This is a genomic window from Streptomyces sp. DSM 118878, from assembly GCF_052936595.1.
In genome coordinates this window covers 3,723,636-3,738,303 of sequence record NZ_CP193622.1, presented here as the reverse complement: position 1 = coordinate 3,738,303, position 14,668 = coordinate 3,723,636, and the positions used below count along the sequence as shown (strand labels likewise).

The following is a 14,668-nucleotide window of genomic DNA, read 5'->3' as shown; positions in this document are numbered from 1 at the left end:
CGTGCGATCCGTCGCACACGGGTGAGCAACGGCTCCTTCTTCTCCGTATGGTCAGGTGACGGGTCGACGGGAGAGGCGGCGAGAGCCATGGCTCACGGCATGCGGACGGACAGCCACACCCACTACGCCAGGCGCGAAGACTGGCGGACGACCGCCTCCCGCTACGCCCTGGTCCCCCTGCGGATCTTCCTCGGCGTCACCTTCATCTACGCCGGTCTGGACAAGCTCACCGACGGCGCCTTCCTGCGGGCGAGCGGCGTGGGATCGATCGGGCAGATGATGACCGACCTCCGCGACATCTCCGCGATTCCCGCCTTGGTCGACCTCTCCCTGAAGAGCCCCGTCGGCTTCGGCTACGCCATCGCCGTCGGTGAACTGGCCGTCGGCATCGGCACCTTGATCGGCCTCTTCACCCGCATCGCCGCCCTGGGTGGTGCGCTGATCTCACTCAGCCTGTGGCTGACCGTCAGCTGGTCCACCGAGCCCTACTACTACGGCAACGACCTGGCGTACCTGATGGCATGGCTGCCGCTGGTGCTCGCCGGGGCCTCCGTCCTCTCCGTCGACGCCATGCTCGCCGGTCGCCGCAGGGACGGCCTTGGCCCTCGTTAGCGGCGACGCCCGCTCAGCCGCGCGGCTCCCGGCCGGATCGGGGGCGGTCGCTCGGGCGGGCCGCGCCGCGCGGGCGTATGCCATGGAGCGCCGCCGCCGCGCCCGCGAGGAGCAGCCCCGCCATCACCATGGGCAGTGCGACGAACCACGGCGCCTCCCAGGCACCTCCGGCATCACCCACGTACACGACAGCGACCGCCAGCAGGGAGAGGCCCGCCACCAGCTTGCCCGGGTGTGATTCATGACGTAGCACGGGTCACCTTCGCTTGTCCGATGCCTACTTCGAGCCGCAAATCGAGCGTGCCGCCGTCCTTGCCGCCCGAGGGCGGCTCCAGCGTCACCTTCTTCTCCCTGCCCGGAGCGACGTCCAGGTCCGTGCCCTTGTCACCCGGCAACATGATCTCGCCGACGCCCACTTTGGCGTCGAGCCGCACAGTGACGTCCTTCGGCACGATCACCCTCAGGTCGCCCATGCCGACATCGGCGCTGGTCTTCAGCGTCTGGCCCTTACCGAGGTCGATCTTGCGCAGGTCGAGCTTGCCCGCCCCGAGGCCCACCTCGTACTGAGGGCGGACGTCCGCCGCCGTGCTCGGTATCCAGTCCGTGCGGGCATAGTGCGTGGTGATGTTCTTCGGCAGAGCCGCCGTGGCCGCGAGGAGCCCGGCGGTGAGGACCGCGAGCACGATCGAGCCCGCCCCCGTGCGCCCCAGGAAGGCGCTGGCGGCGATGCCCAGGCCGAACACCGCGAGCGCACAGGCCAGACCGGTCTGCAAGGTCGTGCCGAGCGGATGGTTTTCCCAGGTCAGCCCGGTGCCGAGGCCGCCGGCCAGCAGCGCGAGCAGGAACACCCAGCCGCCGATCCAGCGCGGCCCGCGGGGCTTGGGCGGCCGAGTGGGTGCGGTCCCTGCTCTGGGCACGCCCTGGTGGTGTCCCGTCGGCTCATAGTGGATCTCCAGGCCTTGCGGGCCCCAGAAGTAGGCCGAGACCCCGTCGTGCGTGCCGTCCTTCACTATGGGGTCGCGCCACCATGAGGGGCCGTACGTGACCGGGGGTGCCTTGGCCTCGGGTGGGGCGTCCGCCGCGGCCTGCGCCGCCACCGGGTCGGGAGCGAGGGCCCCGCGCTGCTGCGACCAGTACCCCGCGCCCGCGAGAAGCAGGGCGAGGACGGCGGCGAACGTCAGCGCCCCGCCGTTGTTCAACAGGGTGAGGAAGACTCCGCAGCCCACGAGCGCGAACAGCACGGCGGTCAGCGCCTGGCCGTCGACCCGGCCGGAGAGGAGCCTGCGGGCCTCGTTCTCCTCCTCGTCCTCGTACGGGACGAAGAGCCACGCGAAGCCGTAGAAGACCAGACCGAGCCCGCTCGTGATCGCGAGGACCGCGAGACCGATGCGGAAGATCACCGGGTCCATGTCACAGTGCCGGCCGAGCCCCGCGCACACACCGCCGAACTTTTTGTGCCGGCGGTCGCGGCGGAACTTCCGCTCCTCCGCGGCCGGCCCCGGCACATGACCGCCCGCGGGGTCGCCCAGTGCGCCATACGCGTCGCGCAGGGCGTCGTGGATGGCGGCCTCGGTCTCCGTCTCGGCGGGCTGCTGATCTGTCATGTGTCCATGGTGACGGCCGTGGGCCCGCCGCGGCAGTCGGGACAACCCTGGCCGAACCCTGATATTGCCCCTGAGGCGTTTCGGCACGGTTCCTGACAGGCGCGGGTCGGGGGCCGAGATCAGGGAAGTCTCGGGGATCGACCCTGATGCCCCCACTCGCGCCCGCGTGTGAATATCGATGACATGCCGGAAACCGCCGCACCGCCCATCGACGCCGTCCGACCGCTGCGCAAGCTTTACCGCAGCGGCGACGGGCGCTGGCTCGGCGGTGTCGCACGCGGCCTCGCCGGGCATCTCGGGCTGCCGGTGATCTGGGTGCGGCTGGTCTTCGTCGGTCTGACCACGGCGGACGGGCTCGGCGCTCTGCTGTACGCGGCGTTCTGGTTCTTCGTGCCGCTCGGCATCGGTGGTGTCGACGCCGAGCGTCCGCCCGCGGCCGTCACGACCGAGACCTCGCCCGACGGCCGGCGAAGACTCGTGGCGCGCAAGCCGGACAAGGGGCAGATCGTCGCGCTCCTCGCGATGGTCATCGTCGCCATGGTCTTCGTCGGCAACGTGAATCTGGACGGCTCGACCAAGGCGTACGTCGTCCCCACCCTGCTCGTCGCCGCCGGTGTCGCCCTCGTCTGGCGGCAGGCCGACAACGCCCGCAGGGCCCGTTGGATGGCGGTCGGCCGCCGTCGGCACATGCTGACGCTCGCGCGGTCGGCGGCCGGAGTCCTCCTGGTCGGTGCCGGTGTCTCCGGCATCTTCGTGCTCCAGGGCTCGGCCGCGCACCTGGGCGCCGTGCTGCAGGCCGCGCTGGCCGTGCTCGTCGGCATCGCCCTCCTCGCGGGCCCCTATCTCGTCCGCATGACGCAGGACCTCTCGGAGGAGCGGCTGATGCGCATCCGCGCCCAGGAGAGGGCCGAGGTCGCCGCGCATGTGCACGACTCCGTGCTGCACACGCTGACCTTGATCCAACGCAACGCGGAGAGCGCGAGCGAGGTGCGCCGCCTCGCCCGTGCCCAGGAGCGCGACCTGCGGGCCTGGCTCTACAACCCCGAGGGCACCGGAAAGGACGAGGACGAGGAGCCCGACACCCTCGCTGAGGCGGTCCGCCGCAGCGCGGCGGAGGTCGAGGACAAGCACGGCGTTCCCATCGAGGTCGTCGTGGTCGGTGACTGCCCGCTCGATGAGCGGCTGACCGCGCAGATGCAGGCCGCGAGGGAAGCGATGGTGAACGCCGCCAAGTACGGTGGCGAGGGCGGCGCGGTGCAGGTCTTCGCCGAAGTCGAGGGGAAGACGGTGTTCGTGTCCGTCCGGGACCGCGGTCCCGGCTTCGATCTGGAATCCGTGCCCGACGACCGCATGGGCGTACGAGAATCGATCATCGGCCGCATGCAGCGCAACGGCGGTACGGCGCGGCTGCGCGCGGTGCCCGGCGGCGGCACGGAAGTCGAGCTTGAAATGGAGAGGACGGCGACGACATGAGCGACGCGACCGAGGTGAACGAGCCGGTGGAGCCGACCGGTTCGGACGAGGGCGGCGGTGCGGGCGGACGTCGCGTGCGGGTCGTCCTCGTCGACGACCACAGGATGTTCCGCACCGGGGTGCAGGCGGAGATCGGCCGGACCGACAGCACCGGGGTCGAGGTCGTCGGTGAGGCGGCCGATGTCGACCAGGCGGTCACGACCATCACGGCCACGCGGCCCGAGGTCGTCCTTCTCGACGTGCATCTCCCCGGCGGCGGAGGCGTCGAAGTGCTGCGCCGCTGTGCGCCGTTGATGGGGAACGCGGAGAATCCTGTGCGCTTCCTCGCGCTCTCGGTCTCCGACGCCGCCGAGGACGTCATCGGTGTCATCCGCGGCGGCGCCCGTGGGTATGTCACCAAGACCATCACCGGTACCGATCTGGTGGATTCGATCTTCCGGGTGCAGGACGGCGACGCGGTGTTCTCGCCGCGTCTGGCCGGCTTCGTCCTGGACGCCTTCGCCTCCACCGACGCGCCGCCGGTCGACGAGGACCTGGACCGTCTCACTCAGCGCGAGCGGGAGGTCCTGCGGCTCATCGCACGTGGGTACGCGTACAAGGAGATCGCCAAGCAGCTCTTCATCTCCGTGAAGACCGTCGAGTCGCATGTGTCGGCGGTCCTGCGGAAGCTCCAGCTCTCCAACCGCCATGAGCTGACGCGGTGGGCGACGGCGCGGCGGCTGGTCTGAGGGGCGCGGAGCCGGGGGAGGGCCGGGCGCCCGGCTAGCGGTGGGCTTCGGCGGCGGCTGCCACTGGGGCCGGGGTCGGGGCCGGGGTCAACTTCCGTACGGCCCAGCGGTAGTGGCTCGCGGCCTTCGCGGTGCCCAGGAGGCCCGTGAGCCAGATGGCGAGGCCTGTGCCCATGCCGAAGGCGACATCGGCGTACGTCTCGCGGCCGGGCTCGGCGTAGGCGGCTGCCGCGAAGGACGCCCACAGGCCCAGCGCGCAGACGGCCAGGGACGACAGGAGCCAGAGGAGGCTGAGGCCTGGGGAGCGCAGCCGGGCGTCGGTCGGCGGATGGCTGTCCAGGGCGAGCCAGCTCTCGGTCAGTTCGCGCAGCCGCCGGTCGCGGCGGATGCCGAGGACGACGCCGATCACCGCCGGGGCCAGCGCCGCGAGGCCGAGGATCGCGAGGACCGGGCCGAGGAGGAAGACCGAGGGGTCCTTGTCCTCGATGAGCTGGAGCGGCTGGGACAGCAGTGCCCAGCCGATGGCGCCGCCGAGCCCGCACAGCCAGAGGAACAGCAGCCGGTGCACTCCGAGGTGCCGCCTGTGCAGCTCGGCCAGGGCCAGGCCCCGGTCCGTGAGCAGCGTCTGCCGGTCCGGCCAGGTGCGCAGATACACGGGAGGCGGGGGCGGCGGCAGCGTACGGCTAGGCATGCACTCGACAATACGTCGGTGCTTCGGAGCGTCGGCCGCACACTGCCGCCTCGCAGCGCACTCCGCTCGCCGCGGCCGGTTCAAAGCCACCCGCTCAGGCCGCCGGAGCAAGTCACGGGGTCAGCCCGCCGGCAGCGCCCAGCCCAGCCGGTCAAGCCACCCGTGTCGCCCCCGCGAACGGCATCTGGTCGATCGGCGCGAGCCGCACCGGGGCGTTCGGGTTGGGGGCGTGGATCATCTGGCCGTTGCCCACGTAGATGCCGACGTGGCTGATGCCGGAGTAGAAGAACACCAGGTCACCGGGGCGGAGCTCGGAGCGGGGGACGCGCTTGCCCGCGGCGATCTGCGCGTACGTGGTGCGGGGCAGCGAGACGCCCGCCGCGCGGTACGCGGCCTGGGTGAGTCCTGAGCAGTCGAAGGCGCTGGGGCCCGTGGCACCCCACACGTAGGGGCTGCCGATCGCCTTGTACGCGTAGGAGACGGCGGATGCCGCTCGGGCGTTGGGGGTGTTGGACGCGGCGCCCGTCGCGTCCCGGGCCTCGGTGCGGGAGCCCCGGGGGGCGTTGGTGTCGCCCGTGACGTCGGCACGATGTCCGCCCGAAAGCTGCGCGCGCTGCTCGGCGGTGAGCCGGGAGAGGAGCCGTTTGGCCTCGCCGAGCTTCCCGGTGACCGTGGCCTTGTGTTTGCGCAGCTCCGCCTGGCGGGCGCGGAGGGTGGCCAGGCGGCCGTCGGCCTCGCCGTGCAGCTGGTCGATGTCCCGTAGCTGCTTCCGCACGTCGCTGACCGTGGCGGCCTGGTGGCTGCCGGCCCGGTCGGCGAGCGAGGCGCGCTCCAGGAACTGCTCGGGGGCCGAGGCGAGCGCGAGCTGCAGGGAGGGATCGATGCCGCCGGTGCGGTACTGGGCGGTCGCGTAGGAGCCGAGGCTTTGGCGGGCGGCGTTGAGCTTCTGCGTCCTGCGGGCCGCCTCGTCGCGCAGTTCGCCGAGAGACTTCTCCGCCTTCGCGGCCTTCTCCTTGGCGCCGTTGTACTTCTCGGTGGCGATCTCCGCCTCGTGGTGGAGCGCGTCGACCTTCGACTTCACCTCCGCGGGGCTGAGCCGCGGTTCCGCGTGCCCCGTGCCGTCGAAGGCGGTCGCGGTCGCGGCTCCCGCGAGGGCGAGGGTGGCGGCGGTGCGGGCCGTGCTGCCGCTGAACGAGCGGTGCCGGGGCTTGCGGTGCGCTGCCACGAAGAGTGCTCCTCACGTGCCCGGCGGCGGCCCGCACAGGGGGGCGCGGACCGCCGCCGGACCTTTCTCGGCGGGGGTGTCCGACTGCCGCCCGTGTGCCGGACGGCATTGGGGAGCCGGTCACCTGGGGAAGGACGCTAAGCGCGGCCGTTACGGCTTGGCAGCGGATTGTCCGCAACTGTCGGAAGTGGGCGATACGGCGACCAGGTCTGTCCGCGCCGGACTCCGGGCGGGGCGGCCTTCGCGTACGGCCCTGACCGATGCGGCGGATACAGCTGCCGGGTGCCCGTGGAGGTGCTATGGGGCCGCCTGTGAGTGGTGTGACTGGCGGGGGCTAGGCTCCGGCTCATGGACGTACTCATCCATCTCTTCGTCGCCCTGCACATCATCGGCATCGCCTGCCTCCTGGGCGGCTTCCTGACCCAGATGAAGCAGATGGGCCAGGGCACGGCCCGCTTCATCCCCGCGATGCTGCATGGTGCGCTGACCATGCTCGTCACCGGTGTGGTCCTGGTGGGGCTCAACCAGGCGGACGACAACGCGGTCAACAACCTCAAGATCGGCATCAAGATGGCCGTGCTGATCGTGATCCTCGCGTTGGTCTACGTGAAGCGTGACGAGGAAAAGATCGACAAGGGTGTGTTCGGCGCGGTGGGCCTGCTGACCACGGCGAACATCTTCATCGCCGTGCTGTGGACCTGATGGGTCGCATTGACCCCGCCTACGCGCGCGTGGCCCGCATCCTCTCGGGGATGCGGGCCACGCGCGCGTAGGCGGCGATTTCCGTAGTCACTCCGGGTAGGTCACGCCGGGCGCACCACGCTGTGGATCGGCATGTAGTAGATCGACTCGACGCGGACGTTCGCGCCCGGCTTCGGGGCGTGGATCATCTTGCCGCCGCCGATGTAGATCCCTACGTGGCTGATGTCGTCGTAGAAGAAGACCAGGTCACCCGGTTTCGCGTCCGCCGTCTTCACCGTCGTGCCGACCTTGACCTGGTCCCACGTGGTGCGCGGCAGTGAGATCCCGGCGGCCTTCCAGGCGTCCTGGGTGAGCCCGGAGCAGTCGTAGGAGTCGGGGCCCGTGGCGCCCCATACGTAGGGCTTGCCTATCTGGGCCTCGGCGAAGTCGATGACCTTCGCGGCCTTGGTGGCGTAGCTGCCGTCCGTGTTCCCGGAGCCGGAGCCGGAGCCCGAGCTCGAACCGGTGCCGGAACCCGCATCCGAGCCGGTGCCGGAACCCGTGCCCGAGCCCTGGTCGTCCTCCTGCTCCCGCTCCTGCTCTCGCTCCTTCTCCTTCCGCGCCGCCTCCTCGGCCTCGGCCTCGCGCTTGCGCTCCGCCTCGGCGGCCTGCTCGCGGGCCAGCTCCTCGGCCTTGCGCTTGGCCGCCTGCTCCTTCTTGCGCTCGATCGCCGCGAGCCGCGCCTTCTCCTCGGAGGTCAGCTCCGAGAGCAGCTCGCGTGCCTCGCCCAGCTTCTTCTGGACGGTCCGCTTGCTGGTCCGCAGGTCGTCCCGCGAGTCGGTCAGCGTCTCCAGGCCCTTCGCCGCCTTCGTGCGCTGCTTCGTCGCCGCGGCTCGCTGCGTCTCGTAGTCGTCGACGGCCTTCTTCTGCCGCGTGGTCAGCCGGTCCGCCAGGTGGTTCTGGTCGAAATAGCCCTGCGGGTCGTCGGCCAGCAGCATGGTGGCCGTCTCCGAGACGCCTCCGGTGCGGTACTGCGCGGCGGCGAAGGAGCCGAGCTCCTGACGCGCTTCGTTCAGCTCGTCCGTGCGCTTGGCCACATCGTCCAGGACGCGGTCGACCTTCTTGCGCTGCTTCTCGGTCTTCTCCTTGGCCGAGTTGTACTTCTGGGTGGCCACGCCCGCCTGGTGGTAGAGGTCGTCGACCTTCTTCTGGATCTCTTCCAGGCTGGGCCTCGCGGGCGCCGACGGCGCCGCCTGGGCACTCTGGGAGAGGAGCGCCACGGAGGTGAGGGCGGCCGTGGTGATGCCGACGGCGGGGGCGGTGCGAATTCCGGCTGACCGGGTCCGCGGCTTGCGGTGCGACGCCAAGGGAGGCGACTCCTTCCGTAGGCCGCCTACCGGGTTAGCTGTCGGGTTCGGGCGGGTGGTCCGGAAGGTTGCCCTACGGTTCCGTACTGCGTACGGGACCGATTCACCCCAAGTTCTCGGTGGGTCCCCGGCTCCGAACATGTCGGACTCGGCGGGGGCCGCGCGTTCCCGGCGGGGTTCGCCGGTGGGAATACGAGTGGCCCGGGCAGCACGCTAGCCAACTTGTGTGACGCCTGTGAAGGTTGATGTTCGATATGCCCGATACATTTTCGTGACTTTACGAGGCCCCGAGCGTGGCCTCGCGGTGCGATGGCAGACGGTGATCGGTCGTGGACGCGCTGCGAGCGGAGAGGGCGGGTCGGCGGAACCCGGCGCGGGTTGTCAGTGGGTCCGCCTAGACTCGGGAGGCGATGAGCAGCCTCTTTGACGACAGCTTCCTGGCGGACCTGCAGCCCTCCCGGGCCACGGACGAAGAACCCCCGCCCCCGCCCGAGGACAGCGCTCCGGAGCCCGTTCCGGACGACTTGTTCGACGGGAAGTTCGACGTGCCCATGACCCGGGACACGCACTACCGGGACGGTGCCCCGCGCCCGGTGATCGACCCGGCGGCGCTGCTCGAGGGGCTGAACGAGAACCAGCGCGCGGCCGTCGTGCACGCGGGTTCCCCGCTGCTCATCGTCGCCGGCGCCGGTTCCGGCAAGACCCGTGTGCTGACCCACCGCATCGCGTACCTCCTCGCCGCGCGCGGTGTGCACCCCGGCCAGATCCTCGCGATCACCTTCACGAACAAGGCCGCGGGCGAGATGAAGGAGCGCGTCGAGCAGCTCGTGGGGCCCCGGGCCAACGCGATGTGGGTGTCGACGTTCCACAGCGCCTGCGTCCGCATCCTGCGTCGCGAGTACAAGAAGCTGGGCTTCACGTCCTCCTTCTCGATCTACGACGCGGCGGACTCCAAGCGCTTGATGGCCCTGGTCTGCCGCGACCTCGACCTCGACCCCAAGAAGTTCCCGCCGAAGTCGTTCAGCGCCAAGATCTCCAACCTCAAGAACGAGCTGATCGACGAGGACGACTTCGCGAGCAAGGCCGCCGACGGCTTCGAGAAGACCCTCGCCCAGGCCTATGCCATGTACCAGTCACGTCTGCGCGAGGCGAACGCGCTGGACTTCGACGACCTGATCATGACGACGGTCAACCTCCTGCGCGCCTTCCCGGACGTCGCCGAGCACTACCGCCGCCGCTTCCGCCACGTCATGGTCGACGAGTACCAGGACACGAACCACGCGCAGTACGCCCTCGTGCGTGAGCTGGTCGGCCCCTCCGGTGGCGAGGGGGACGACCCGGCCGAGCTGTGCGTGGTGGGTGACGCGGACCAGTCGATCTACGCCTTCCGCGGCGCGACCATCCGCAACATCCTCCAGTTCGAGGAGGACTACACCGACGCGACGACGATCCTCCTGGAGCAGAACTACCGCTCCACGCAAACGATCCTGACCGCCGCCAACGCGGTCATCGAGCGGAACGAGAGCCGCCGCCCGAAGAACCTCTGGACCAACCAGGGCGCGGGCGCGCGCATCACCGGTTACGTGGCGGACACCGAGCACGACGAGGCGCAGTTCGTCGCCGACGAGATCGACCGCCTCACGGACGCGGGTGACGCGAAGGCCGGCGACGTCGCGATCTTCTACCGGACGAACGCGCAGTCCCGTGTCTTCGAAGAGATCTTCATCCGCGTCGGCCTGCCCTACAAGGTCGTCGGCGGCGTCCGCTTCTACGAGCGCAAGGAGGTCCGCGATGTGCTGGCCTACCTGCGCGTTCTCGCCAATCCCGAGGACGCAGTCCCGCTGCGGCGCATCCTCAACGTACCCAAGAGGGGCATCGGCGACCGCGCCGAGGCGATGATCGACGCGCTCTCGCAGCGCGAGAAGATCTCGTTCCCGCAGGCGCTGCGCCGCGTCGACGAGGCGTACGGAATGGCGGCCCGCTCCACGAACGCCGTCAAGCGGTTCAACACGCTCATGGAGGAGCTGCGGACCGTGGTCGAGTCGGGCGCGGGCCCGGCCGTCATCCTGGAGGCCGTGCTCGAACGCACGGGCTATCTCGCCGAGTTGCAGGCCTCGACGGACCCGCAGGACGAGACCCGCATCGAGAACCTCCAGGAGCTCGCCGCCGTGGCGTTGGAGTTCGAGCAGGAGAACGCCCAGCGGGAAGAGGTACGGGCCGCCGATGCCGAGGCGGCGGAAGCCGTGGCGGGAGAAGGCGCGGCGGCGGAAGGCGCGGCGGCGGAAGGCCAGGCCGGACAGGGCGATGCCGGAGAAAGCGCTGCGGGAGAGGACGAGGCGGGGGCCGCGCCGGCCGGATCGCTCTCCGACTTCCTGGAGCGTGTCGCGCTCGTCGCCGACTCGGACCAGATTCCGGATGAGGAGGACGACGGCTCCGGAGTCATCACCTTGATGACGCTCCACACCGCCAAGGGCCTGGAGTTCCCCGTGGTGTTCCTGACCGGCATGGAGGACGGCGTCTTCCCGCACATGCGCTCCCTCGGCCAGGTCAAGGAGCTGGAGGAGGAGCGCCGACTGGCCTACGTGGGCATCACACGCGCGCGGGAGCGGCTGTACCTCACGCGCTCTTCGTTGCGCAGCGCCTGGGGCCAGCCCTCCTACAACCCGCCTTCGCGCTTCCTCGAAGAGATTCCGGAAGCGCATCTGGACTGGAAGCGGAAGGGTTCCGTCGGCGCCCCGGCATCGTCAGGCCCGGCTGCCGGCATCGCCTCGTCGCTGTCCTCGTCGCGCTCGCGCACGGGCGGCGCGCAGGGCTTCGCGACGCGCCGCGCCTCGGAGAAGCCGGTGGTCGCGCTGGCCGTCGGGGACCGGGTCACGCACGACCAGTTCGGCCTCGGGACTGTGGTCGGAGTCAAGGGCACGGGGGCGAACGCGGAGGCGACGGTGGACTTCGGCGAGCCCAAGCCGAAGCGGCTCCTGCTGCGGTACGCGCCGGTCGAGAAGCTGTGACGCCCGGAAATCCCTGACGTCCTGGCCGCCCTGGAGGTTCTGATCTCGGCGCGGCTCTGACCTCGGGGCGGCGGGGCGAGGCCGGAGTTTACGTGGGGTCGAGGTCGTGGCTGCGCAGCCACGGCAGCGGGTCAATCGCGGAGCCGCCGCCGGGACGTACCTCGAAGTGCAGGTGCGGGCCGGTGGAGTTGCCGGAGTTGCCGGAGAAGGCGATGACCTCGCCCGCCTTCACGGACCCGCTGGAGATCTTGTGCGTGGAGAGGTGGCAGTACCACGTCTCCGTGCCGTCCTTGGCGGTCACGATCGCCATGTTGCCGTAGGCGCTGTTCCACTTCGTGGAGACGGTCCCGTCGGTCGCCGCCAGGATCTCCGTGCCGTACGACACCGGGAAGTCGATGCCGGAGTGCGCCGACATCCAGTTGACGCCCGCCTGGCCGTAGTAGGCGCTGAGTCCGTGCTGCTTCACCGGCAGGCTGAACTTGGGGCGGAGCCGCTCCTTGCGCGCCGCGTCCGCCGCCGCCTTCTTCTGGGCGGCCACCTTCTCGGCCTTGAGGTCGATGCGCTCCTGCGTGCGGCTGGCGCGGTCAGCGAAGTCGCCCGCGTCGGCGGAGAGGTTCGCGAGCTGCGTGTCCAGCTTGTTGTTGGCGGTCGCGGGCTTCACGGACGTGACGTCCGGGGCCGAGGCCGTCGTCTCCTTCTGGTCGTCCCCGCCGAAGTCTCCCACCGAGGCGGCGGCCACACCGGCGACACCCATCACGCAGGCGGAGGGCACCGCGACGGTGAACAGGGCGGAACGCTTCGCGGGCGTACGACGCCGTGTCCGCGAACGGCCCTGCCCGGCTCCGCCGTTCTTCGCGCGGGAGGCGCGGGGTGCGGGGACCGGGACCGCGGCGACCTGCTCGTGCTCCGAGGTCTCGTACGGGGCGTCGGCGGAGATCTCGTACTGCTCGGTGAGCTCGTACGGCTGCTCGTCCGCGAGGTCGGCGGGGTCCGCGGGGTCCGAGAGTTCCGCGAGGTCGGCGGGGTGCCCGGGGTCTGCGGGGTGCTCGCGGTGCTCGGGGTGCGTGGGTTCGTACGGCTCGTGAGCGCCCTGAGGGGCGTGCGTGTCGTGCGCGTCGTGTGGGTCACCGGCGGAGTTCCACGCCGTGGCGTCGTACGCGCCCGTGTCGAAGGCCTGCGTCTCCCACGGGCCGGCCTGCGGCGTCTGATTCCAGCCGGTGGTGTCCCACTGGCCCGTGCCGTCGTGGACCGGCTGCGACGGGATGCCCGCGGGATGCCGCACGTCGGCGAGGTGCTGATGGCCGCCGGTCGCCCACGCGGAGGTGGTGTCGAAACCGCCGGTGTCGTACGTGTCGGTGTCGTACGTGGCGGTGTGGTGCTGCCCGGCGTAGGCGTCGTAGCCGAGGGTCTGCTGGGGGCCCGTGGTGGTCGCCCACTGGCCGGTGTCGTATTCACTGCCGGGCATGTCGCCGAAGAGAGGATCCGCCGCGAAGGTGCCGGTCGTGTCGAGAGCGCCGGTGTCGAAACCGCCGGTGGAGTAGGCGTCGTAGGCGTGGCCACCGTGCTGGGCGCTGTGCGTGTCGTACGTCGCGTAGTGGGCGTAGTCGGCGCCGGGTGCCGAGGGCTGGGGAGTCGAGCTCCCCGACGGGTGACGGTCGTTCACCAACTTCTCTTTCGCCTCGGCAGCAGGGGCGGAGCAGTGCGGCGACTGTACCCGGCGGTATACGGGCGCGACAATCTTCGGCAGGTTTCATGCCCTCAGGAAACGGGCATTCGGCCGCCTTTCGGCGGACTGCGGGCACAGCTTTGGCTTTGCGTTCGAGAGGCGTTCGATGTTTTGCGCCGAGCTCGTTGTCGCGGAGCCGAGCATTTTGCGTCCCGATGTCCGCTAGTTGGTGGTCAGTTCCTACTTCAGGCACCTTGACGGCGCGGGGGCGTCTGATGGCGGATTGTGAGCCTCCGTTTCAGGCGACCGTGAGCCCGGTCGGCGCCTCCTCGGCGTCTTCTCCCGGCTCGGTCAGATCGAGAGCCTGGCGTATGCCGTTCGCGACCGCCGGATGGACGGGCAGCGCGAGATGGCCGATCCCGGTCACGCGGACGTTCCGCGCGACCAGGTCGGGGTGATCCACGCACGCCGTCTGCAGCGGGACCATGATCTGGTCGAGGTCGCTCCAGAAGCTCACGAACTGGGTGCGGCAGCCTGGCGCCGGTTCCTTCAGCTCCTCGATCACGGCGGAGCCGGGCCGCATCTGCCGGACGATGGGGTGTGCGTCCGCCAAGGGGGCGACGCGGGTGCCCCCGTGCGGCGTCCCGAGCGTGACCAGCGTGCGTATACGCGCGTCGCCCCCGAGGCGCTGGACGTAGTAACGCGCGATCAGTCCGCCGAGGCTGTGCCCGACGATGTCGATGCGGGGGCGGCCCGTGCGCTCGCAGAGTTCCTCGACATGGCGGCCCAACAGCTGGGCGGCGGTGGGGATGTCGCAGGTCAGCGGGGAGTAGTTGAGGGACTCCACGCGGCGTCCGCCGTGCTGGGCGAGGGCGCGGCGGAGCAGGACGAAGACGGATCGGTTGTCGATGAAGCCGTGCAGGAGAAGGACCGGGGGCTTCTCGTCCGCCGGGAGGCGGGGTGCGTCGACCGGCGGCCGCACGGGAGACGCCCGGCGTTCCTGGGTCATGCCCGAGGGGTAGAGGAGGAGGTGTCCCGCGAGGATCGCCAGTTCGAGCGCGGTGGACTTGAGGAGGGCCGCGGACAAGCCCGCCACCCTGGCCGAGAGCGCGGGCAGACCCGGCAGTGCGGTCAGACCCGGCAGCGCGGTCAGGCCCGGTAGTGCGGTCAGGCCCGGTAGTGCGGTCAGGCCCGGCAGCGCGGCCAGGCCCGGCAGCGCGGCCAGGCCCGGCAGCGCCGTCAGAAAGGGCGGCGCGGGCAGCGGAAGACCCAGAAGGCGAAAGGGGCGGACCCCTGTGACCGGCATCGTCGACCTCCCGACCGGCGCACGGGAAGACGGCTCTGTACCCCGTGTGCCCTAGGGGGAGTCGTGGGCAAGAAGTCGGCGAGCGGCGGCGATGTCCTCCACCGTGCGGCGGCCCCGTGCCCCCGTTGCGTCGCCGATGTACCGCACCACCAGCCGTGCCCTGCCGGTGGTGGCCCGGCGATCCCGTCGCGGCTCCCCTCGCGCCTGGCCCGGATGCGGGGGTGGACCGGTGAGTGGCCGGTGAGCCCCTGAGTAGCGGACGGGCGCGCAGCGAACGTGTCCCAATGTGTGATTTCCCCCTCCCTGT

At 70.7% G+C, this 14,668-nt stretch carries 12 protein-coding genes and 1 riboswitch; of the genes, 5 read left to right on the top strand and 7 right to left on the bottom strand.

The window, feature by feature from the left end:
• The first annotated feature begins 87 nt into the window (after positions 1–87).
• The gene (locus ACRAKF_RS16390) at positions 88–612 is read left to right on the top strand and encodes a DoxX family protein (RefSeq protein ID WP_447037918.1); all 525 of its coding nucleotides are present in this window, start codon (positions 88–90) and stop codon (positions 610–612) included.
• A gap of 13 nt (positions 613–625) precedes the next feature.
• Here the strand turns inward: ACRAKF_RS16390 and ACRAKF_RS16385 are convergent, their stop codons facing one another.
• Positions 626–865, bottom strand: coding sequence for a hypothetical protein (locus tag ACRAKF_RS16385; RefSeq protein WP_447037917.1), 240 nt, complete (start codon positions 863–865; stop codon positions 626–628).
• Complete coding sequence (locus ACRAKF_RS16380; protein WP_447037916.1) at positions 852–2,216, bottom strand: PspC domain-containing protein; 1,365 nt, start codon at positions 2,214–2,216, stop codon at positions 852–854. The genes ACRAKF_RS16385 and ACRAKF_RS16380 overlap by 14 nt, the downstream gene beginning before the upstream one ends.
• Positions 2,217–2,399: 183 nt before the next feature.
• Here ACRAKF_RS16380 and ACRAKF_RS16375 point away from each other — a divergent pair, with 183 nt between their 5' ends.
• Entirely contained in the window at positions 2,400–3,689 is a 1,290-nt protein-coding gene (locus ACRAKF_RS16375; protein ID WP_447037915.1) for a PspC domain-containing protein, read from the top strand.
• Positions 3,686–4,417, top strand: coding sequence for a LuxR C-terminal-related transcriptional regulator (locus tag ACRAKF_RS16370; protein ID WP_447037914.1), 732 nt, complete (start codon positions 3,686–3,688; stop codon positions 4,415–4,417). The genes ACRAKF_RS16375 and ACRAKF_RS16370 overlap by 4 nt, the downstream gene beginning before the upstream one ends.
• A 34-nt stretch (positions 4,418–4,451) precedes the next feature.
• Here ACRAKF_RS16370 and ACRAKF_RS16365 read toward each other — a convergent pair whose 3' ends face one another.
• Both ACRAKF_RS16365 and ACRAKF_RS16360 read right to left on the bottom strand, forming a co-directional pair.
• The gene (locus ACRAKF_RS16365) at positions 4,452–5,108 is read right to left on the bottom strand and encodes a hypothetical protein (RefSeq protein WP_447037913.1); all 657 of its coding nucleotides are present in this window, start codon (positions 5,106–5,108) and stop codon (positions 4,452–4,454) included.
• 151 nt (positions 5,109–5,259) lie between these two features.
• Complete coding sequence (locus ACRAKF_RS16360; RefSeq protein ID WP_447037912.1) at positions 5,260–6,333, bottom strand: NlpC/P60 family protein; 1,074 nt, start codon at positions 6,331–6,333, stop codon at positions 5,260–5,262.
• A gap of 348 nt (positions 6,334–6,681) precedes the next feature.
• Here ACRAKF_RS16360 and ACRAKF_RS16355 point away from each other — a divergent pair, with 348 nt between their 5' ends.
• Positions 6,682–7,035 (top strand): hypothetical protein, encoded by a 354-nt coding sequence (locus tag ACRAKF_RS16355; protein ID WP_447037911.1) that lies wholly within the window; start codon positions 6,682–6,684, stop codon positions 7,033–7,035.
• A 101-nt stretch (positions 7,036–7,136) separates the two neighbouring features.
• Here ACRAKF_RS16355 and ACRAKF_RS16350 read toward each other — a convergent pair whose 3' ends face one another.
• A complete protein-coding gene (locus ACRAKF_RS16350; RefSeq protein WP_447037910.1) occupies positions 7,137–8,381 on the bottom strand; it encodes an NlpC/P60 family protein in 1,245 nt (414 codons plus the stop codon).
• Positions 8,382–8,388: 7 nt separating this feature from the next.
• Positions 8,389–8,545: riboswitch (cyclic di-AMP (ydaO/yuaA leader) on the bottom strand.
• 246 nt (positions 8,546–8,791) lie between these two features.
• Between ACRAKF_RS16350 and ACRAKF_RS16345 the strand changes: the two genes are divergently transcribed.
• Positions 8,792–11,389, top strand: coding sequence for an ATP-dependent DNA helicase (locus ACRAKF_RS16345; RefSeq protein WP_447037909.1), 2,598 nt, complete (start codon positions 8,792–8,794; stop codon positions 11,387–11,389).
• Positions 11,390–11,477: 88 nt separating this feature from the next.
• Here ACRAKF_RS16345 and ACRAKF_RS16340 read toward each other — a convergent pair whose 3' ends face one another.
• Together ACRAKF_RS16340 and ACRAKF_RS16335 are read right to left on the bottom strand one after the other, a co-directional pair.
• Positions 11,478–13,052 carry a M23 family metallopeptidase gene (locus ACRAKF_RS16340; RefSeq protein WP_447037908.1) on the bottom strand — a complete coding sequence of 525 codons (1,575 nt, stop codon included), beginning with the start codon at positions 13,050–13,052 and terminating at the stop codon, positions 11,478–11,480.
• A 301-nt stretch (positions 13,053–13,353) separates the two neighbouring features.
• Positions 13,354–14,361, bottom strand: coding sequence for an esterase/lipase family protein (locus tag ACRAKF_RS16335; protein WP_447037906.1), 1,008 nt, complete (start codon positions 14,359–14,361; stop codon positions 13,354–13,356).
• Positions 14,362–14,668: the final 307 nt, after the last annotated feature.

Excerpts from the sequence above, each read along its gene's own strand:
- ACRAKF_RS16390 (WP_447037918.1), top strand. The coding sequence starts at position 88 with ATGGCTCACGGCATGCGGACGGACAGCCACACCCACTACGCCAGGCGC.
- ACRAKF_RS16380 (WP_447037916.1), bottom strand. The coding sequence starts at position 2,216 with ATGACAGATCAGCAGCCCGCCGAGACGGAGACCGAGGCCGCCATCCAC.
- ACRAKF_RS16375 (WP_447037915.1), top strand. The coding sequence starts at position 2,400 with ATGCCGGAAACCGCCGCACCGCCCATCGACGCCGTCCGACCGCTGCGC.
- ACRAKF_RS16370 (WP_447037914.1), top strand. The coding sequence starts at position 3,686 with ATGAGCGACGCGACCGAGGTGAACGAGCCGGTGGAGCCGACCGGTTCG.
- ACRAKF_RS16365 (WP_447037913.1), bottom strand. The coding sequence starts at position 5,108 with ATGCCTAGCCGTACGCTGCCGCCGCCCCCGCCTCCCGTGTATCTGCGC.
- ACRAKF_RS16355 (WP_447037911.1), top strand. The coding sequence starts at position 6,682 with ATGGACGTACTCATCCATCTCTTCGTCGCCCTGCACATCATCGGCATC.
- ACRAKF_RS16345 (WP_447037909.1), top strand. The coding sequence starts at position 8,792 with ATGAGCAGCCTCTTTGACGACAGCTTCCTGGCGGACCTGCAGCCCTCC.
- ACRAKF_RS16335 (WP_447037906.1), bottom strand. The coding sequence starts at position 14,361 with ATGCCGGTCACAGGGGTCCGCCCCTTTCGCCTTCTGGGTCTTCCGCTG.